The organism is Corynebacterium sp. HMSC036E10, from assembly GCF_001836265.1.
GTDB classification, from domain to species: Bacteria; Actinomycetota; Actinomycetes; order Mycobacteriales; family Mycobacteriaceae; genus Corynebacterium; species Corynebacterium coyleae.
The window spans coordinates 102,835-121,105 of sequence record NZ_KV827989.1 but is presented as its reverse complement, the minus strand read 5'-3'; the positions used below and the strand labels follow the sequence as shown (position 1 = coordinate 121,105).

Below are 18,271 nucleotides of genomic sequence, written 5' to 3'. Positions count from 1 at the left end.
GGCCGTTAACCGGCTATGCCGATACGTCGGAGCCCGCCAGGCCGCGACGCTCCAGCAGCGGACGCGTGTCCTTGTCGCGGCCACGGAACGCACGGTAGGCCTCGGCGTAGTCGCGCGAGGACCCCTTGGACAGGATGGTCTCGCGGAACTTCGCGCCGGTGTCGCGGTTGATGCCTTCCTGTTCGACCAACTGGTAGCCGTCGGCATCAAGTGCTTCTGCCCACAGGTAGGAGTAGTAGCCCGCCGAGTAGCCGCCGGCGAAGATGTGGTTGAACCAGGTGGAGCGGTAGCGCGGCTCGAGCCCGTCGATGTCCAGGCCAACCTCGCGCAGGGCTTCTTCCTCGAAGGTTTGGATGTCGGACGGGGTGTCCTCGGTGATCGAGTGCCACGCCAGGTCGATCGCGCTGGCCGCGAGGTACTCGGCGGTGAGGAAGCCCTGGCCGAACTGACGCGAGGCCTTCAGTGCGGCGAGTTGCTCGTCGGAAATGACCTCGCCGGTGTCCACGTGGCGCGCGTAGTTGCGGGCGATCTCCGGGGCGAACGCGTAGTTCTCGTTGATTTGGGAGGGGAACTCCACCCAGTCGCGCGGCACGTTGGTGCCGGAGTTCGACGGGTAGCGCACGTCCGACAGCAGGCCGTGCAGAGCATGGCCGAACTCGTGGAACAGGGTGGTCACTTCGTCGATAGTGAGCAGGTTCGAGGTGATCGACATGACGTTGACCACCACCGGTTTCGTGCCCGCCAGGTGCGACTGGTCCACAAAGGAGCTCATCCAGGCGCCGCCGCGTTTCGACGAACGCGCGTTGTAGTCCGTCAGCAACAACCCAATGCCAGTGCCGTCTTCTTCATTCACCTCCCAGACGTCCACATCGTCGCGGTAACCGTTGAGGTCCTCGCGCTTTTCCACCGTGATGCCGTAGAGGAGGTTGGCGGCGTAGAACACGCCGTCGGTAAGCACCTGCTCGAGCGGGAAGTACTTGCGGATCTCCGCCTCGTCGATGCCCAGTTCCTGCTCGCGACGCTTCGCCTGCCAGTAGGGCCAGTCCGCGCCGTCGAGGTCTTCACCGGCGAGTTCGGAGGCGAGCTTGCGCTCTGCCTCGGCGTTCGCGGCGGCGGCAGGCGCCAGGTCCGCGATCAGTTGGCGGGCGGCGGCCGCGTTGCCTGCGGTCTCCTCGGCGATGACGTAGTCGGCGTGCGAATCAAAGCCGAGTAGCTTCGCGCGCTCGAGGCGCAGCTTCACCGACTCGGCGACGATGTCGGCGTTGGTGTCGCGGCCGCGGGCGCGGGAGGCGTCGAAAAGTTTGTGGCGCGCGCCCGAGTTTTCGAGTTCGGCCTGCAGGGACTGGGTGGTCGGCAGTTCGATCGGCACGACGAAGCGCTCGCCGTCCTGGTAGGCCTCGATCTGTGCCTCGGATAGGCCCGCAAGTTCCTCGCGGGTCAGTTCCACGGCGAGTTTCTTCGTATCTGCCAGCAGGTTGCGGCCGAAAAGTTCGGAGAGTTCCGACAGGCGCTGGTTGATCTCCTGCAGGCGCGTCTTGCCGGCCGCATCCAGGTCGGCGCCGCGGCGTGCAAACCGGCGCTTGAGTTCGTCGTGAAGCCGCTGCGATTCCTCATCCTCCGGCGTCGTGACCTGCTGGATGCGGGAGTAGAGCTCGCTGTTTTGGTAGATCGAGTCCACGTGCGCGGACAACTTCGGCACTATCCGGTCGGCGACGGCGTCGAACTCGTCGGTGGAATCGGTGCCCTGCAGGTTGAAGAACCACGCCATGACACGGTCCAGGTCCGCACCGGCGAGCTCGAAGGCCTCGACGGTGTTCTCCCAGGTTGGGGTGTCTTGGGTGGTGATGTCCGCGATTTCCTGCGCGTGGTTGACCAACGCCTGTTCAAAGGCGGGTTCCACGTGCTCAAGCCGGATTGCGGCGAAGTCCGGCAGGTTGTAGGGCAACGTCGATGGCGCAAGCAAAGGATTTGTCATGCGCGACAGTCTAATAGCTCAAATTGCCCTTGAATGTGACGTTGCCAACAGTGAACTCGGCGTCCCATAGGTTGCCCTGCGCGACCTCGAAGGGGAACTTCGCGTTCGTGGTGGCACCCGGGCCGAGCGGCATATCGATGCCGACGACATCCACCTGGGCCTTCTCCGCATTGGAGATGTAGGAGGCGTCGGTGTAGGAGGAGCCGTCGGTGCTGTAGCGCAGTTCCGGCTTCAGGGCGTCGACAGGCAGTGGCGCGTCGGACGTGTTGGTCACCGCGATAACGACCACGGTGCCCACGCCTGTCGACGACGTCCCCTGCCACTTGTACGACAACTCCATCGCCGGATCCTTGACGGACTTGCCGGTGAGCTCGTCGGTGACCTTCGGGTCGGTTTCCTCAACGTTGAAGGTGGGCTTGTCGTTGACCTTCGATTCGACGGATTCTTCGAGGTTCTGGCTGGTTTCGTCGCCAATCGGGTCTTCTTGTTGGTCCACGCAAGCTGCCAGCGGCATGGTCGTGGCCAGGATGACGGCGGCAAGCCGGGTGCTCGTGCGGATGGACATGTGCGCCTCGTTTTCTGTCGCGTAACTAGTGCTTCGCTGCACACAATACCGCGCAGGTACCCTGTGGAAATTATGCAGTCTTTGATGCGCGTCGTTCGCAGTGCTTCCGCGTTGTGGCCGTTTTATATCGCGGTTGTGGTGGTGTCGTCGATAGTCGCGGGGCTTGGGCTTATCTCCCCGTTCCTCATTCGGGAGGCAACCGACACGATCATTGCGGCGCTTGGCGACGAGCCCGTGCCCAACGCAACCCGCACCGTCGTCTGGCTCGCCATCGCGCTGTTTGTCGCAGAGGCGTCCGCTTCCATGCTGCACAACGTGTCCGGATACCTGGGCGATGTGATGGTGGCGCGCATCCGCCAGATTCTGTCTACGCGCTACTTTGCCAAGTTGCTCGCACTACCGCAGCGTTACTACGACAACCAGGTCACCGGCACGATCATCGCGCGGCTGGACCGCTCGATTGCGAACGTCACGCAGTTCATCCAATCCTTTACCAATAATTTCCTGCCGATGCTGCTGCAGGTCGTGGCCATTTTGGGCATCACGGCCTACTACTACTGGCCGCTGACGGTGCTGCTGGCGCTGCTGTTCCCGCTGTATACGTGGCTGACGGCGTTGACGTCGAAACGCTGGCAGGTTTTCGAGCAGGAAAAGAACGCCAATATCGACGAGGGCAACGGGCGTTTCGCCGAGGTCGTTGGCCAGGTGAAGGTGACCAAGTCCTACGGTGCCGAGGTGCGCGAGTTAGAAAAGTTCGGCCGCCACTACACCAACACGGTGGACATCACACGGCCGCAGTCGCGCTGGTGGCACTCCATGGATACCGCGCGCGGCGTGGCCATGAACCTGATCTTTTTGGGGATTTACCTGATCCTGTTCACGCGCACGCTCGATGGGCATTTCACGGTTGGTGAGATGGTCATGCTCATCCAGATGGTGACCATGGCGCGCCAGCCGGTGACCATGATGAGCTGGATCGTCGATTCCGCGCAGCGCGCCATCGCCGGCTCGCGCGACTACTTCAAGGTGATGGACGAGCCGGTCGAGCCGACCGCGAACCGCCAGCTGGTCGCTGCGACGGAGGCTTCGGGCATGCCGACGCTCGATGCGACGCAGCAGACACCGCTGAGGGTGCGCGAACCGGTCGTCGCATTCGACAACGTCACCTTTGAGTACATGCCGGGTGAGCCGGTGCTGCACGATGTGACGTTTACCGCCCGTGAGGGCGAGAAGATCGCGCTGGTTGGCGAGTCCGGCGGCGGCAAGTCCACGATTGTGAACCTGCTGCTTGGCCTCTACCCCATCACCCACGGCAGGCTTGAGGTGTGCGGCGAGGAGATCTCGCACCTGGACGTGGAGAAGCTGCGCGCCACCACGGGTGTGGTGTTCCAGGAGGCTGCGCTGTTTTCCGGCTCGGTGTTTGAAAACATCGCCTACGGCAAGCCGGACGCGACGATGGAAGAGGTCGTTGCCGTGGCCAAGCGTGCGAACGCGCACGACTTCATCATGAAGTTCACCGATGGTTATGACACGATCATCGGCGAGCGCGGCCTGCGCCTATCCGGTGGTCAGCGCCAGCGTGTGGCGGTGGCGCGCGCGATGCTCAAGGACGCCCCGCTGTTGATCCTCGACGAGGCCACCTCCGCCCTGGACACCAAAGCCGAGCGCGCCGTCCAAGCGGGCCTGGATGAACTTATGCGGGATCGCACGACGATCATGATCGCGCACCGCTTATCGACGATCGCCGGCGTGGACACCATCATCACCCTGCGCGACGGACGTATCGACGAGATCGGCTCGCCGGCAGATCTGGCTGTCTCTGGCGGTATTTATTCAGAGCTGTTGCGCCTGACGGCATCCTCTTCTGCTGCAGATAGGAAGCGGTTGAAGGCATTTGGCTTCGCCGCCGACGGGGGCGATGACGACGAGTACGACGAAGATGAAGACGAGGGCGCAACGGACTAAACCGAAATCACGTTCAAAAGTTCTTCAAGACCTCTAAAGTCCTGCGGATTCCTCGTATACAAATCAAGCCCTTCCGCCACAGCAGTGCTTGCGATCAAGAGATCAAACGCACGCCCTCGTGGCTTTCGCCCGGCACGGATCACTGCCCCATATACAAGGGCATAGGCTTGTGCTGCACGATCGTCGAACGGAATACACTCAACTAGTTCAGCGATTGCACGGGCCTGATTTGATCGGCGGGCACGCTCCAAAGGATCCTGCGCTGCAACAGGGCCGACAGCCAGCTCAGCGAAAGCGATAGACGAGATTGTCCACTGCTCTGGCAGTAGATTTGGATCTATTTCATCGAGATCGAGGAGCACCGATGTATCCAACAAGCCTCTGCTAGTCACGCGGATCAATTCGTTGGTCTACATACTCGTCAATATCGGCCCGGAACTTTTCAAAATCGACTTTCGGAAGCCGCCTGACCGTTGCTAACAAGTCTTCTTTTCGAGCGAATCGTGGCTTTCGTAATGGTCGCAATTCACCCACCGGTTGCGAGTTGCTCGTAATCACAAATGTCTCCCCCTCATCGAGCGCTCGCATGATACGCCCGCTTTCATTTCGCAGCTCTCGCTGGCTGATTGTCTCCGTCATGCACCGACCGTAGCACCACGCGCTACGGCATAAAAGGGTCCGCGAAAGAAAAAATCCCACTACCGTAGGGCGCATGCAATTTCCCAGCCTTGAAACCCTGCAAGCCCGCGGCACGCGTAAGTGGACGCAGTTCGACGCTGACGTGCTGCCGTTGTTCATCGCGGAAAGCGACTTCCCCACCGCCCCGGCGGTAAAGGATGCGATTGCGGATGCGGTGGAGCGCGAGATGTTCGGCTACACCCCGGCGCCACATGCGCACCATTTGGGTGAAGCGGTGGCTGGGTTCTACGAGCACCGCTACGGCTGGCGCCCGGACGCAGCAAAGATCTTTCCGGTTGCGGATGTGGTGCGCGGTGTGATGCTGGCGATCAAGTACTTCACCGAGGGTGATGTGATTGTGCCGGTACCGGCGTATTTCCCCTTCCTGGAAGTGGCTCAGGTTGCGGGCCGCAAGCGTGTGGATGTCTCCAGCGCAGGCGGGCTCGACCTGGATGAGGTGGACGCGGCGTTTGCCAACGGTGCGGGCAGCATCATCGTGACCAACCCGTTCAACCCGGGCGGCTACATCTTTACCGCTGATGAGTTGGATGCCGTCTGCGAGGTCGCGCGCAAGCATGGCGCGCGGGTGATTGTCGACGAAATCCACGCGCCACTCGTCTTCGACGGCGCCCACGTCTGCGCCGCAGCAAACAACCCGGACGTGTGCATCACGGTGACGGCAACGTCGAAGGCATGGAACGTGGCGGGCTTAAAGTGCGCGCAAATGATCTTTACCAACGACGAGGACGTTCGTACGTGGAACGCGATGTCGGGGGTAGCCAAAGACGGTGTGGGCACCCTCGGCATTGTGGCCGCGGAGGCCTGCTACACGCATGGTCGTGAGTTCCTCGACGAAGAGATAGAGCAGCTGCGGGCCAACCGCGACTGGCTGGTGGAGCACCTCCCCAAGGCCGTGCCGGGTATTGCAATTGAGGTGCCGCAGGCGACCTATTTGATGTTCCTGGACTTCTCAAAGACCAAGCTTGTGGATGAAAAACCGGCGGCGTGGCTTCGTCGTCACGCAAAAGTTGCGATGAATGAGGGCGTGGACTTTGGCCCTGGCGGAGAGCACCGTGCGAGGATGAACTTTGCCACCTCCCCGGAGATTCTCCAAGAGGCTGTCAAGCGGATCGGGGACGCAATCAACACCATCTAACGTCCCACCTATTGGAACTTAGTTCCCATCTAGCGGGCGTGTGGTCTATGCTAAGGCAACTGCACACTAGCTAGAGAGGTTCTCCCAATGGGTTCCACAGCGATTTCACGGGCAGACGGCCAGTCAACGAATGGACGCTCCACCAGCGCCATCATCGTGACTGCGCTCGCCCTGTTCTCAATGTTCTTCGGCGCGGGAAACCTCATCTTCCCGCCAATGCTGGCCGTCCAGGCCGGTGACAACTTCTGGCCGGCACTCATCGGCTTTCTCCTCACCGCATCGCTGCTGCCGGTGCTCGCCGTGATCGCGATTGCACTGTCCGGCTCGAACCTGCGCGACCTTGCACAGCGCGCCGGCACCGCCTTCGGCGTGGTCTTCCCGGTCCTGGCATACCTTTCCATCGGCGCGTTCTACGCACTGCCACGTACCGGTGCCGTGTCGTTTGAAACCGCGATCACTCCGCTGTTCGGCTTTGACTCGCTGGTTGCCTCGGGCATCTTCAACGTCGTGTTCTTCGGCATCGCCCTGGCGCTGTCTTGGAACCCGACCACCATCATGGAGAAACTGGGCAAGTTCCTCACCCCGGCGCTGCTCGTACTGCTGATCGTCATGATCTCCGTGTCCGCATTCCGCTGGAGCACCGAGCCGGCCACCCCGCAGGAGCCGTACGACAACGGCCCGCTGACCTCCGGCCTGCTCGAGGGGTACCTGACCATGGACTCCATTGCCGCACTGGCGTTTTCCATCGTGGTGATTTCCACCCTGCGTGGCCGCGGCTTCAAGGAAGGCGCCCCGCTGGTCAGCGGCACCATCTATGCAGGTGTTGGCGCCGGTGCCATGCTTGCGCTGGTGTACGTCGGTCTTGGCGTCATTGGCCGTGTCATGCCGGGCGCATCCAACTTTGACAACGGCGCAGGCTTGCTCGCTGAAGCCTCCAACCTGACCATGGGTGGTGCTGGACAGGCAGTGTTCTCCGCCATCGTGCTGCTCGCCTGCCTGACTACTGCTGTCGGCCTGATCACCGCGACCGCCGAGTACTTCTCGGAGCAGTTCCCGGGTTCCTACCACGTGTGGGCTGTCATCTTCGCTGTCGCTTCCATGATCATGGCAACCCAGGGCCTGGACTTCGTTATGGCGATCGCTGCCCCGGTGATCGGCTTCCTGTACCCGCCGGCGATTACCCTGATTGCCCTGACGCTCATCGAGCCGGCCTTCCGTGCACGTACCCGCTTCAGCTGGGCGTTCTTCGTCCCGCTGTGGGTCGCCGTGGTCTGGTCCGCGATCGAGACCTTCATCTCGCTGGACTGGGCAGCCGATGCGCTGCGCCCGATTGTGCAGTGGGCCCCGTTGGCCGCTGAGGGCCTGGGCTGGGTTGTTCCGGTAGTTGTGGCCTTCATCATCGGTTTGATCGTGGACCTAGCCAAGCCGAAGCCTGCGATGATCCCGGGCACCATGGAGTCCATCGAAGGCGAAGACCTCTCCGCCGAAGGTGACGCTGCACCGGTGCTGCAGTCGTAGTCGCACCTGGCTCTCCTGCGAGGCCCCATTGTTCGCAAAACGCGTACGGTGGGGCCTTATGCGTACGCCACTTTCTCTGATCGATTTTTGCACCCGCTACCCCGACGAGTCCGTCGGCGAGGCGATGAAGCGCTCCGTTACTTTCGCGCAAAAGGCGGAAGGGTTGGGCTACGACCGGATTTGGTACGCGGAGCACCACAACATGTCGAGCATTGTGTCGTCGTCACCCGCAGTGCTCATTAGCCACATCGGCGCGAAGACCGAGCGCATTCGCCTCGGTTCGGGTGGGGTGATGTTGCCGAACCACTCCCCGTACGTCATTGCGGAGCAGTTCGGCATGCTCGAGGAGCTCTACCCCGGCCGCATCGACCTTGGTTTGGGGCGCGCGCCCGGTACTGATCAGCAGACGTTGGGCCGCGCTTTGCGACGAGACCCTGCCGCCGCCGAGCGCTTCCCCGACGATGTTCTCGAGCTACAGGCCTGGCTGTCCAACGAGTCCCCACTGCCGGGCGTGACGGCGATGCCCGGGTTTAACACGAACGTACCGCTGATCATTCTGGGTTCGTCCATGTTCGGCGCATCCCTGGCCGCGAAGCTGGGCCTGCCGTACGCGTTCGCCTCTCACTTCGCGCCGCAGCACTTGGAGCAGGCCACCACCTACTACAAGGAGAATTACCAGCCGTCGGAGCGCCACCCCGAGCCGTACTGCATCGCCGCGGTCAACGTCACGGCTGCCGATTCCGAGCAGGAGGCCGTGGAGGAAACCCGTATCGTGCACCGCAACCGGGTTCGCGCGTTCATGGGGCGGCGCGGAACGATGCTTTCGGACGACCAACTTGACGCCGTGGTCAATTCCCACCAGGGCCGCCAGATCACGGACATGCTGCGCTACACGGCGAAGGGCACCGGCGAGCAGGTTGCGGAATACCTCGAGGCCTTCCAAAAACTGGCCAATGCGGACGAGTTGATGATTTCGCTGCAGTCCGGAAGCCACGATGCAACCCTGCGCAACATGGAAATTTTGGCCGGTTCCTGGGGAAAGTAAAATTCTGGTGAACAGTGGTCTAGGATTTGGCTATACAAATCCGCTTCGACCACGAAAGAACTGACCCTCATGGCTCAATTGCCCACCGGTCCACTACGCCGCCCGCAGCAGCACGAAGAGATCGCCGATTATCTTCGCGACGAGATCTTCGCAGGTCATATCCCTGCGGGTGAGTCACTGCCGAGTGAGGTCGAACTGTGCGAGCAGTTCAACACCTCCCGCGGACCGGTGCGTCAAGCGGTAGCGACGTTGCGCGCGGAGGGCCTGCTCTCCTCGGGCCGTGGGCGTCGCTCCCTGGTGCTGTCGAATACCCGCACTGAGACGTTCGAGGAGATCCTGTCCACCACCTCGTGGCTGTACCGCATGGGTAAGAACCCGGGCGAGGTGGTGAACCGCCGCGGCATCATCGAGGCGGACGAAGACGTCGCCGACAAGATGCACATCGCGCCTGGCACGGACGTCTACGTCCTCGACCGTGTACGCAGCGCCGACGACGAGCCGCTGGTGGCCGAAGTGATGTACTTCGACGCTTCGCTGACTGATGTGATTGAGACGGTGGACACCTCCGAGGATTCCATCCACCGCGAACTCATTCGCGCGGGTGCGGACTTTAACAACCTGTCGCGTTCCTTCACGGTGGAGCGCGCCGACGCGAAGCTGGCCCAGCAGCTCGGCATCGAAGAAGACGACCCGGTTGTTGTGGTGGCGCTGAAGGCGCTGACACACAACGGTGACGTGCTCGAATACGCCGTGCACATCTTCCGCGCGGACAAAGTGTCCTTCGGATTGAACAATGTTCGGGGGCACTCGTCCCCCCTGTGGTTCCAGGTGGAATCCGACATCCACTAATCTCACAGCATGCTTTCAAGGACGCTGGTCGCAGCCACCGTCTCCCTGTCACTTACGTTGGCTGCTTGCACCAATTCCGAGGCCCGCGATGAGGTGGTGGTTGCGGCTTCCGCAGCACCTGCTGGCTTGGACTTCACCACCGTTGGCGGCGCTGCTGCACCCCAGGCTCTCGTGGGCAATGTGTACGAGACGCTGGTGCGTATCGACGACAACGGCCAGCCCATCCCCCACCTCGCCTCCTCGTGGGACCTCGACGGCGACACATTCATCTTCCACCTACGCGACGACGTGACGTTCTCCAACGGCAAAGCGTTTACCGCCGAGGACGCCGCGTTCTCAATCGATTACGTGCAAAACGAGTGGACGAATGGGTTGAAGGCCCAGATGGCTCCGGTCGTCGATACGCACGTGCTCGACGAGCACACCTTGGCCGTCACCATCGAGGGTGACGCGGACGCGTGGCTGTGGTCCATGGCAACGCTGACCGGCGCGATGATGACCCCGGCGAGCATCGAGCGCCTGGCCACCGACCCGCTGGGAACCGGCCCATACACAGTGCAGCGCTTCGACATCGGCGAGAAGATCGTCTTCGAGGCACGCGAGGACTACTGGGACGGCTCCGTCGAGCGCAACGCCGTGATGCGTTACTTCGACGACCCGGTCTCCGCCGTCAACGCGCTGCGCGTGGGTGACGCGGACGTGGTGTGGGCGATGCAAGCCCCGCAATTGATCGAGACGCTGCCCGAGGACATCCGGGTGGAAGTGGGCACCACCAACGGCGAAGTGCTACTGAGCATGAACAACCAACGCGCCCCCTTCGACGACCCCGACATCCGCCGCGCGGTGGCGTACGCGATCGACCGCGACGCGATCAACGAGGTGGTCTACAACGGGCTGGCCACCGACACCGGCGGCGCCCCCGTCCCACCGACCGACCCGTGGTTCACCGGGCACAACTACTACCCCTTCGACCCCGACAAGGCCCGCGAACTGCTCGCCGGGCGCACCCCGGAGGTCACCATCACGGTGCCCAACCTGCCGTACGCGCAGACCGCATCCGAGCTGCTCTTCTCGCAACTTCGCGACGTCGGCTTCAACATCAAACTGGAAACCGTCGAGTTCCCCGCCGTGTGGCTCAGCCAAGTGCACAAGGGCCACGACTACCAGTCCTCACTCATCGCCCACGTGGAGCCGCGCGACGCCGCCCAACTGTTCGGCAACCCGGACTACTACCTGGGCTACGACTCGCCTCAGGCTCAGCAACACTTCGCGGACGGCGACATCAAAGCCGCCATCGACCAAGTCATGGCCGACACGGCGTCGCTGACCCTGGTCAACGCGCCCAATATCGTGCTCTACGCCCCAGGCGTGAGTGGGCCCAACCCCAACGTGGTCACTGACTCGCTACGGCTGAACGAGGTGAAGAAATGATCCGCACCATCAGCAAACACCTGCTGCGCTTTGTGCTGCTGCTCGTCGCCGCCAGCCTGATCATCTTCACGCTGCTGCGCGCAGTACCCGGCGACCCGGCACGCATCGCGCTCGGCGTGGCGGCAACCGAAGCAGACATCGCAGAGCTCAACACCCGCCTCGGGCTCGACCGCCCGTTGCCAGCGCAGTACTTCGACTGGATTTCAGGGCTGATCACCGGCGACTTTGGTGTGTCGTTGTCCTCGGGCAAGGAAATCACCGAGTCCGTCATAGAGCGCGCCGGGGTGTCACTCACGCTGACGTTGCTGGCCATGGCGGTGTCGCTGCTCGTTGCGGTGCCGGCTGGTGTGTACATCGCGGGTCGACGCCGCTCCGTGGGCTCGGCGGTGGTCAGTGGACTGTCGCAGGTGGGCATTATCGTCCCGTCGTTTCTTGTCGGTATTGCGCTGGTGGCGTTGTTCTCCGTGCGACTGGGCTGGTTGCCTGCCAATGGGTGGGGAACGCCTGCGCACGTGGTGCTGCCGGTGGCGGCGCTTTCGCTTGTGCAGGCGTCGATTCTGACCCGCTACATTGCGGCGTCGGTGCGTGAAGAGTTGGGTAAGGATTATGTGCGTACGGGACGGGCGCAGGGGTCGTCGATACGCGCAGTGCTCTACTCGTCTGCCCTGCGCAACGCGGCACTGCCGGTGATCACGGTCGTGGGCGTGCAACTGGCGTCTTTGGTCGTTGGCGCGGTGGTCATCGAGCGCGTGTTCACGATCCCGGGGTTGGGCACAATGCTTCTCGACGCCGTAGGCAACCGCGACCTCACCACCGTTCAAACTGTGATGATGCTGGTCGTGGCCTTCACGCTGGTGGTCAACCTCATTGTGGATCTGACTTACACGGTGGTCGACCCGCGGATTCGGAGGCAAGCATGACAACACAACGCAAAATCGGCGGGCTGATCGTCCTGGCCGTCGCGGCAGTTGCGCTGCTGTCGCTGGTGTGGACGCCGTTCGACCCGCTACAGGCCGACGTTCAGAACCGACTCCAGGGCACTTCGGCAGCGCACTGGATGGGCACCGACCAGTTCGGCCGCGACATCACCTCACGCGTCATGGACGGTGCGCGCCTGACCTTAACGGTGGCCATCGGCGCAGTTGGGCTTTCCGCGTTGGTCGGCGTGCCGCTGGGCATCTGGGCCGGCATGCGCCGCGGTGCGGCCCGATTCGTCATGGCCGGCGCCGACCTTCTGCTCGCCTTCCCCGCACTGCTGTTGGCCATCGTGTTCACCGCCGTGTTCGGTGCGTCGATCTGGATCGTCGTGCTAGCCATCGGCATCGCCGGCATCCCGGGATTCGTCCGCGTCGCCCGCGCCGGCACGCTGCAGGTGATGCAAAACGACTACATTTTGGCCGCGCGCATTGCCAAGGTGTCGGGCCCTGTGATCGCGTGGCGCCACGTCCTGCCGAATATCTGGCCGATCGTGCTCACACAGGTCTCCGTCGCCGTAGCTCTCGCCATTCTCGCCGAGGCTGGCCTGTCCTTCCTCGGCCTCGGCTCCCCCGCACCCTACGCGTCGTGGGGCCGCATGCTGCAGGCCTCGCAGCCGTTCTTGGCCACCTCCCCGCACCTCGCACTGTGGCCGGGCCTGGCCATCGCAGTGACCGTGCTGGGATTTAACCTGCTCGGAGGCACCAATGATCGACGTTAAGCACCTCAGCATCGACGGCATCCTCCACGACATCACCTTCCACATCGCCCCCGGCGAACGCGTGGGCATCATCGGTGAATCCGGCTCCGGCAAGTCCGTCACCGCCTTAAGCATCATGGGGTTGAGTGATCTGCCCGCGACCGGATCCATCACCGTCAACGGCACAGAGATGGTGGGCACCCGCGACCGCGTGCGCCGCCGAGTGCGCGGCAACACCGTCGCCATGGTGTTCCAAGAACCCATGACCGCACTCGACCCGCTGAAGAAGATCGGCCGGATCGTCTCACGCGACCTGCTCCAGGACGTTGGCGTGGACCGCCCCGACGCCTACCCACACGAACTCTCCGGCGGCCAGCGCCAGCGTGTGCTCATCGCGCTCGCGCTATCCCAGAACCCGGACGTGCTCATTTGCGACGAGCCCACCACCGCCCTCGACGCCATCGTCCAGTCCGACATCCTCGACCTGCTCGACCGCCTTGTCCGCGAGCGTGGCATGGGCCTGCTGTTCATCTCCCACGACCTGGCCGTGGTGCGCCGCATGACCGACCGGGTGCTGGTGTTTAAGGACGGGCGCATCGTCGCTGGCGACTCCGACTACGCCAAAGCACTCGCCGCCGCAGCCGAGCCCGGCGCGCCCGCTGCCCCTGTCACGCTCGGCGAGCCGGTCGTCGAACTGGATGGTGTCTCGCTGCAGCGCGGCGCCACCATGGCGGTGGACAACGTCACCCTCACCGTCCGCGAGGGCGAGCGCCTGGCCATCGTGGGCGGCTCAGGCTCCGGCAAGACGTCGCTGCTCCACCTGATTGCGGGGCTGCGCCAGGCCACCTCCGGCACCGTGACGGTCACAGGGGACGTGCAGATGGTGTTCCAGGACCCGTACTCCTCCCTTGACCCACGTATGGAGGTTGGGGCGTCGATTCGTGAGGTAGGCGTCGATAAGCAACGCTCCGACGAAATGCTCAAGCGCGTCGGCCTTGCCGGCGCCGGCCACCGCAAGCCCGCGCAATTCTCCGGCGGGCAGCGCCAACGCATCTCTATTGCGCGCGCCGCAGCCCCTCGACCGAGCATTTTGCTTGCCGACGAACCCGTGTCCGCCCTCGACGCCACCATCCAGGACCAAGTGCTTGACCTGCTTCGCGACACCATAGGCGCCAACACCCTCATCTTCGTCACCCATGACTTAAACGTCGCGCGTGAACTCTGCCCCACCGTCGCCGTGATGCAGTCAGGGCGCATCGTCGAGCAGGGGCCAACCGAGGAGATCTGGGCCAACCCACAGCACCCCTACACCCGAGAACTGCTCGCCGCCGTACTATAGGCACCCATGAGTGCCGCAAAAATCTGCGTGGTCGGTTCCATCAACGCCGACCTCACCGTCAACGTCGAACGACACCCCACCCCAGGCGAAACGCTACTCGGCTCCGGCGGAGGCATCACCGCCGGCGGCAAGGGCGCGAACCAAGCCTGCGCCGCCGCACGCCTCGGCGCCCCCGTCGCACTGGTCGGCGCGGTAGGCACCGACTCGAACGCCATCCCGGCAACTGCACTGCTGCGCGAGGCGGGCGTCGACCTCACCCACGTCGAAGAAGTCACTGAGGTCACCGGTCTTGCCGTGATCACCGTCGCAGCCAACGGCGAAAACACCGTCCAGGTCGTCCCCGGCGCCAACGCACTGGTCGACGCCGACTTTGTCTCCCGCCACGCCGAACCCGTCGAAGCCGCCGAAGTTGTCCTGCTGCAAGGCGAAATCCCGGCCGACGGCTTCGCCCGCGCCGTCGAACTCGCACGCGGACGGGTGGTGATCAACCTCGCCCCCGTCGTCGACGTACCGCGCGAGGCCCTGCTCGCCGCCGACCCACTGATGGCCAACGAGCACGAAGCAGGCCTGATCCTCGACCAGCTTGGCTACGACTCCACCGGCACCCCCGAGGACCTCGCACGCCGCCTGAAGGACGCGGGCTTCGCCTCCGTCGTGCTCACCCTCGGCGCGGCAGGCGCGCTCGTGGTTGAAGGCGACGCGCTGACCCACATCCCCTCCCCACAAGTCGAGGCCGTAGACACCGTCGGTGCCGGCGACTCCTTCGCAGGTGCGTTCTGTGCCCGCATCATCGAGGGCGACACGCTCGTCGAGGCCTCCACCTATGCGTGCCGCGTCGGCGCGTTCTCCGTCACCCGCCCCGGGGCACAACCGTCCTACCCGACCGCCGCCGACACCCTGCCTGGAGCGTAAACCCAAATGAGCCCTCAGATGATGCCGCGACGGTCGTCGTCGACAAGCAATAAACGCCCCATGCGCGTCCAACGCACACAAGGCGTCTACCCCGACGACATGCACCCCGGCCTCGTCCCGGGCATCAGCGTCGAAGAATCACGCCACAACTTCAGCCTGGACAAAGTCGTTTTCGGCGTGACCGCCGCAGCCATCCTTGCCTTCATCATCTGGGGCGTGACCTCCCCAGAACAGGTCGGCTCGAGCGCGTCAAGCGCACTGTCATGGGGCCTTCGCAACTTCGGCTGGCTCTTCAACATCGTGCTCGTCGCCTGCGTCATCATCATGGCAGTGCTGGCGTTCTCTCGCTTCGGCAACATCACACTGGGCAAAGACGACGAAGAACCCGAATACTCGTTCTTCTCCTGGGTCGCCATGATGTTCGCTGCAGGCATCGGCGTAGGCATCTTCTTCTTCGGCCCCTCCGAACCACTGACCATGTACCTCGACCCGCCACCGCTGACCGTCGAGGCCGAAACCGAAGAAGCACTGCACCAAGCAATCGCCCAAGCCAACTTCCACTGGGGCCTCTCCCCGTGGGCGCTCTACGCACTGGTCGGCGGCGCCATGGCCTACTCCTGCTACCGCCGCGGACGACCCACGCTTATGTCGTCGCTGTTTACCCCGGTGTTCAAGCGCTCAGGCCCTTTCGGCACCATCATCGACATCCTGGCGATCGTGGCCACCCTGTTCGGCACCGCGGCCACGCTGGGTATTTCTACCCTGCAGATCGGCGACGGGATCGCCATCATGCGCAGCGGCGACTCCGCCCCCATGGGCGTGCTGCTGACCGTCATGGGCGTGCTCACCATCGGCTTTGTTATCTCCGCCGTCTCTGGTGTGGGCAAAGGCATCCGCATCCTGTCGAATATCAACATCTCGTTGACGTCGGCGGCCATCCTGTTCATCTTCGCCACCGGGCCAACCCTGCTGCTGGTCAACCTGCTGCCGTCAGGCACCCTGGTCTACGCCGACCGCTTCTTCGACATGGCGTCGCGCTCACTGTCCTGGGGTGAAGACACCCTCGACTTCCAGTCCGCCTGGACTGCCTTCTACTGGGCGTGGTGGATCGCCTGGGGGCCGTTCGTCGGCATGTTCATCGCACGAATCTCCCGCGGACGCACCCTGCGCCAATTCGCCGTGGTGACCACCCTCGTCCCCACTGCCGTGCTCATCTGCGCGTTCACCATCTTCGGCGGCACCGCTATCACCTTCTCCCGCGAAGGGCGCGAAGGCTTCGACGGCACCGCCACCCCGCAGCAAGTGCTCTTCAACATGTTCGGCGAAATGCCGCTGGCGGAGATCACCCCGTACATCCTCATCGGCATCCTCGCGGTGTTCTTCATCACCTCCGCAGACTCCGCCTCCACGATCATGGGCTCCATGTCGTCCAAGGGCGACCCCGAGCCGAACAAACTCGTGGTGGTCTTCTGGGGACTGGCCATGATGGGCATCGCTGTGGTCATGCTGCTCTCCGGCGGCGAAGACGCCCTGTCCGGCCTACAATCCCTGACCATCCTATCCGCAATGCCGTTCTCGGTGGTCATCCTGCTGCTGATGTACTCGTTTATCAAGGACCTCTCCACCGACCCCATCGCCATCCGCAATTCCTACGCCCGCAACGCGGTGAAGTCCGCCGTCATCCGAGGCATCGAAGAATACGGCGACGACTTTGAAATCGTGGTCGAGCCCTCCGCAGCAGGCGAAGGCGCAGGTGCCGAGTTCGATTCCACGTCCGACGAATACACCGACTGGTATCGACGCACCGACGAAGAAGGCACCCCCGTCGGCTACGACTACGAAACCGGCGAATGGTCCGACGGCTACCAGGCCGAAGACGAAGACAGCACGAACACCGACAGCGGCACCGCCACCGGCACCGGCACCGCCGCCGAAGACAACCGCGGCTAGCTACTTCCCCGCCATGTCCAGCAGGCGGCCGAGCACCGCCTTGCCGTGGCGGCGCAGCCCGTCGTGCTGGAACTGGTCCGTCTCAAACACCTTCGCACCGATGACATCCGCGGTAGCCAGCGACAGCTCGCGCGGCACATAGATGTCGTCGGTGTACACCGCCGCGTATGCGTCGTGGCCCGAACCGAGCCCGGCGTAGAGGTTGTCCCAGTCGTCCTTTACTGCCAGCGCCTCTGCTGCAGCCTTGAACGGGCGCAGCTCCGGGTCCTCGTCGAATTGGAACGGGAAGATGTGCTCGCCGGTGAGGTAAAACTCTTCGTCGTCAGGGCTAGCGTCCGGCGCAAACCCTGCAAGTTCGCGAGAGACCCGCTCCGCCGCCCAGTTCGTCGCCCCCGGCACCGTGCCGCCGTAGATCGACTCGTGCACCGCCGCATACAGAGGGCCTTTGGCGAAACTCACGCGCTCCCCCACCGACGCCAAAAAGTCCGTGCGCAGCCTGCCGTTCGGGTGAAACGGCGCCTCAAACAACTGCGCCAGCGACGCGAACCCGTCCTCGCGCCCCAACTCAATACCGAGGGTGCGCAGGCGCCGCGCGCTCAGCCGCTCGCCGGTAGGCAGCAGTTCCTCCTCCGCCTCCAGGTGGCGACACACCTCGCGGATCGTCCGCTCAGCCTCCGGGTACTGCTCGTTGAACTGCAGGTGGCGGCGCTTGAGCTTGGCAAAGGTCGCACGGTAGACGCTCTCTACGCCCTCGCTTATCGACGGCAACCCGCCCGTAAACAACGCCCTCCCCACACTCTCCGGGTGCACGGCCAAATAATGCGTCAGGCAGAACCCGCCAAAGGATTGGCCCAGCACATCCCACTGTTTCAGCCCCATCTCCTCACGCAAGGCTTCCGCATCGGCGATGATGTCGCTGGCGCGAAGCTGGGTGAGCACGGTGTCGTCGATAAGCGACGGCGTCGCCGAATCAATCCTGGTCGAGCGCCCCGTCCCCCGCTGGTCCAACATGACCACCTGGTAGCCACGCTCGAGCGCAGTCTCCACCCACTCAAACCGCTCACGCGGCGCCGGAAACCCCGGCCCACCCTGCAGGAACAACAACGCCGGAGCATCCGCCTCGCCGAAGATGCGGGCGAAAACGGAAAAGCCGCCACGGTTCAACACAATTTCACGCATACGGTGATTGTAGGAACCGGGGCGAGGCTTTCCA

At 63.5% G+C, this 18,271-nt stretch carries 16 protein-coding genes; 11 read left to right on the top strand and 5 right to left on the bottom strand.

Translation table 11 applies throughout. The features are described from left to right. Nucleotides 1-13 precede the first annotated feature (13 nt). Nucleotides 14-1,975, bottom strand: coding sequence for a M3 family metallopeptidase (locus tag HMPREF2736_RS08940; RefSeq protein WP_070829420.1), 1,962 nt, complete (start codon nt 1,973-1,975; stop codon nt 14-16). Between the two features lie 10 nt (nt 1,976-1,985). Then, the gene (locus tag HMPREF2736_RS08935; RefSeq protein ID WP_070613993.1) at nt 1,986-2,540 is read right to left on the bottom strand and encodes a hypothetical protein; all 555 of its coding nucleotides are present in this window, start codon (nt 2,538-2,540) and stop codon (nt 1,986-1,988) included. A 72-nt stretch (nt 2,541-2,612) separates the two neighbouring features. Here HMPREF2736_RS08935 and HMPREF2736_RS08930 point away from each other — a divergent pair, with 72 nt between their 5' ends. Continuing rightward, on the top strand, nt 2,613-4,505 hold the full coding sequence (locus tag HMPREF2736_RS08930; RefSeq protein ID WP_070829419.1) for an ABC transporter ATP-binding protein: 1,893 nt from the start codon (nt 2,613-2,615) through the stop codon (nt 4,503-4,505). Here HMPREF2736_RS08930 and HMPREF2736_RS08925 read toward each other — a convergent pair. Then, the gene (locus HMPREF2736_RS08925; protein ID WP_353887091.1) at nt 4,502-4,897 is read right to left on the bottom strand and encodes a type II toxin-antitoxin system VapC family toxin; all 396 of its coding nucleotides are present in this window, start codon (nt 4,895-4,897) and stop codon (nt 4,502-4,504) included. The two genes, HMPREF2736_RS08930 and HMPREF2736_RS08925, sit on opposite strands and share 4 nt — an antisense overlap. Next, nucleotides 4,890-5,144, bottom strand: coding sequence for a type II toxin-antitoxin system Phd/YefM family antitoxin (locus HMPREF2736_RS12025; protein WP_083323043.1), 255 nt, complete (start codon nt 5,142-5,144; stop codon nt 4,890-4,892). The genes HMPREF2736_RS08925 and HMPREF2736_RS12025 overlap by 8 nt, the downstream gene beginning before the upstream one ends. A gap of 73 nt (nt 5,145-5,217) precedes the next feature. On the opposite strand from HMPREF2736_RS12025, the gene HMPREF2736_RS08920 reads away from it, so the two are divergent. The 10 genes from HMPREF2736_RS08920 to HMPREF2736_RS08875 all read left to right on the top strand — a co-directional run bounded on the left by HMPREF2736_RS08920 (nt 5,218) and on the right by HMPREF2736_RS08875 (nt 17,058). Continuing rightward, nucleotides 5,218-6,339, top strand: coding sequence for a MalY/PatB family protein (locus HMPREF2736_RS08920; RefSeq protein WP_070829418.1), 1,122 nt, complete (start codon nt 5,218-5,220; stop codon nt 6,337-6,339). 87 nt (nt 6,340-6,426) lie between these two features. Beyond that, nucleotides 6,427-7,857 carry a branched-chain amino acid transport system II carrier protein gene (brnQ, locus tag HMPREF2736_RS08915; RefSeq protein ID WP_070829417.1) on the top strand — a complete coding sequence of 477 codons (1,431 nt, stop codon included), beginning with the start codon at nt 6,427-6,429 and terminating at the stop codon, nt 7,855-7,857. Nucleotides 7,858-7,915: 58 nt separating this feature from the next. Next, a complete protein-coding gene (locus HMPREF2736_RS08910; RefSeq protein ID WP_070829416.1) occupies nt 7,916-8,902 on the top strand; it encodes an LLM class flavin-dependent oxidoreductase in 987 nt (328 codons plus the stop codon). 69 nt (nt 8,903-8,971) lie between these two features. Continuing rightward, nucleotides 8,972-9,751 (top strand): GntR family transcriptional regulator, encoded by a 780-nt coding sequence (locus tag HMPREF2736_RS08905; RefSeq protein ID WP_070829415.1) that lies wholly within the window; start codon nt 8,972-8,974, stop codon nt 9,749-9,751. Between the two features lie 9 nt (nt 9,752-9,760). After that, complete coding sequence (locus tag HMPREF2736_RS08900; protein WP_083323042.1) at nt 9,761-11,182, top strand: ABC transporter substrate-binding protein; 1,422 nt, start codon at nt 9,761-9,763, stop codon at nt 11,180-11,182. Then, entirely contained in the window at nt 11,179-12,102 is a 924-nt protein-coding gene (locus HMPREF2736_RS08895; protein ID WP_070829414.1) for an ABC transporter permease, read from the top strand. The genes HMPREF2736_RS08900 and HMPREF2736_RS08895 overlap by 4 nt, the downstream gene beginning before the upstream one ends. Next, on the top strand, nt 12,099-12,878 hold the full coding sequence (locus HMPREF2736_RS08890; protein ID WP_070829413.1) for an ABC transporter permease: 780 nt from the start codon (nt 12,099-12,101) through the stop codon (nt 12,876-12,878). Before HMPREF2736_RS08895 ends, HMPREF2736_RS08890 begins: the two co-directional genes overlap by 4 nt. Continuing rightward, nucleotides 12,865-14,196 carry an ATP-binding cassette domain-containing protein gene (locus HMPREF2736_RS08885; protein WP_070829412.1) on the top strand — a complete coding sequence of 444 codons (1,332 nt, stop codon included), beginning with the start codon at nt 12,865-12,867 and terminating at the stop codon, nt 14,194-14,196. The genes HMPREF2736_RS08890 and HMPREF2736_RS08885 overlap by 14 nt, the downstream gene beginning before the upstream one ends. A 6-nt stretch (nt 14,197-14,202) precedes the next feature. Next, nucleotides 14,203-15,108, top strand: coding sequence for a ribokinase (locus HMPREF2736_RS08880; protein ID WP_070829411.1), 906 nt, complete (start codon nt 14,203-14,205; stop codon nt 15,106-15,108). A 21-nt stretch (nt 15,109-15,129) separates the two neighbouring features. Next, nucleotides 15,130-17,058: a BCCT family transporter gene (locus HMPREF2736_RS08875; RefSeq protein ID WP_083323054.1), complete on the top strand. Its 1,929-nt coding sequence runs from the start codon at nt 15,130-15,132 to the stop codon at nt 17,056-17,058. Here HMPREF2736_RS08875 and HMPREF2736_RS08870 read toward each other — a convergent pair whose 3' ends face one another. Further along, nucleotides 17,059-18,237: an alpha/beta fold hydrolase gene (locus HMPREF2736_RS08870; protein WP_246822130.1), complete on the bottom strand. Its 1,179-nt coding sequence runs from the start codon at nt 18,235-18,237 to the stop codon at nt 17,059-17,061. It lies immediately after the preceding gene. Nucleotides 18,238-18,271: the final 34 nt, after the last annotated feature.

Excerpts from the sequence above, each read along its gene's own strand:
- HMPREF2736_RS08940 (WP_070829420.1), bottom strand. The coding sequence starts at position 1,975 with ATGACAAATCCTTTGCTTGCGCCATCGACGTTGCCCTACAACCTGCCG.
- HMPREF2736_RS08935 (WP_070613993.1), bottom strand. The coding sequence starts at position 2,540 with ATGTCCATCCGCACGAGCACCCGGCTTGCCGCCGTCATCCTGGCCACG.
- HMPREF2736_RS08930 (WP_070829419.1), top strand. The coding sequence starts at position 2,613 with ATGCAGTCTTTGATGCGCGTCGTTCGCAGTGCTTCCGCGTTGTGGCCG.
- HMPREF2736_RS12025 (WP_083323043.1), bottom strand. The coding sequence starts at position 5,144 with ATGACGGAGACAATCAGCCAGCGAGAGCTGCGAAATGAAAGCGGGCGT.
- HMPREF2736_RS08920 (WP_070829418.1), top strand. The coding sequence starts at position 5,218 with ATGCAATTTCCCAGCCTTGAAACCCTGCAAGCCCGCGGCACGCGTAAG.
- brnQ (WP_070829417.1), top strand. The coding sequence starts at position 6,427 with ATGGGTTCCACAGCGATTTCACGGGCAGACGGCCAGTCAACGAATGGA.
- HMPREF2736_RS08910 (WP_070829416.1), top strand. The coding sequence starts at position 7,916 with ATGCGTACGCCACTTTCTCTGATCGATTTTTGCACCCGCTACCCCGAC.
- HMPREF2736_RS08905 (WP_070829415.1), top strand. The coding sequence starts at position 8,972 with ATGGCTCAATTGCCCACCGGTCCACTACGCCGCCCGCAGCAGCACGAA.
- HMPREF2736_RS08900 (WP_083323042.1), top strand. The coding sequence starts at position 9,761 with ATGCTTTCAAGGACGCTGGTCGCAGCCACCGTCTCCCTGTCACTTACG.
- HMPREF2736_RS08895 (WP_070829414.1), top strand. The coding sequence starts at position 11,179 with ATGATCCGCACCATCAGCAAACACCTGCTGCGCTTTGTGCTGCTGCTC.
- HMPREF2736_RS08890 (WP_070829413.1), top strand. The coding sequence starts at position 12,099 with ATGACAACACAACGCAAAATCGGCGGGCTGATCGTCCTGGCCGTCGCG.
- HMPREF2736_RS08885 (WP_070829412.1), top strand. The coding sequence starts at position 12,865 with ATGATCGACGTTAAGCACCTCAGCATCGACGGCATCCTCCACGACATC.
- HMPREF2736_RS08880 (WP_070829411.1), top strand. The coding sequence starts at position 14,203 with ATGAGTGCCGCAAAAATCTGCGTGGTCGGTTCCATCAACGCCGACCTC.
- HMPREF2736_RS08875 (WP_083323054.1), top strand. The coding sequence starts at position 15,130 with ATGCCGCGACGGTCGTCGTCGACAAGCAATAAACGCCCCATGCGCGTC.
- HMPREF2736_RS08870 (WP_246822130.1), bottom strand. The coding sequence starts at position 18,237 with ATGCGTGAAATTGTGTTGAACCGTGGCGGCTTTTCCGTTTTCGCCCGC.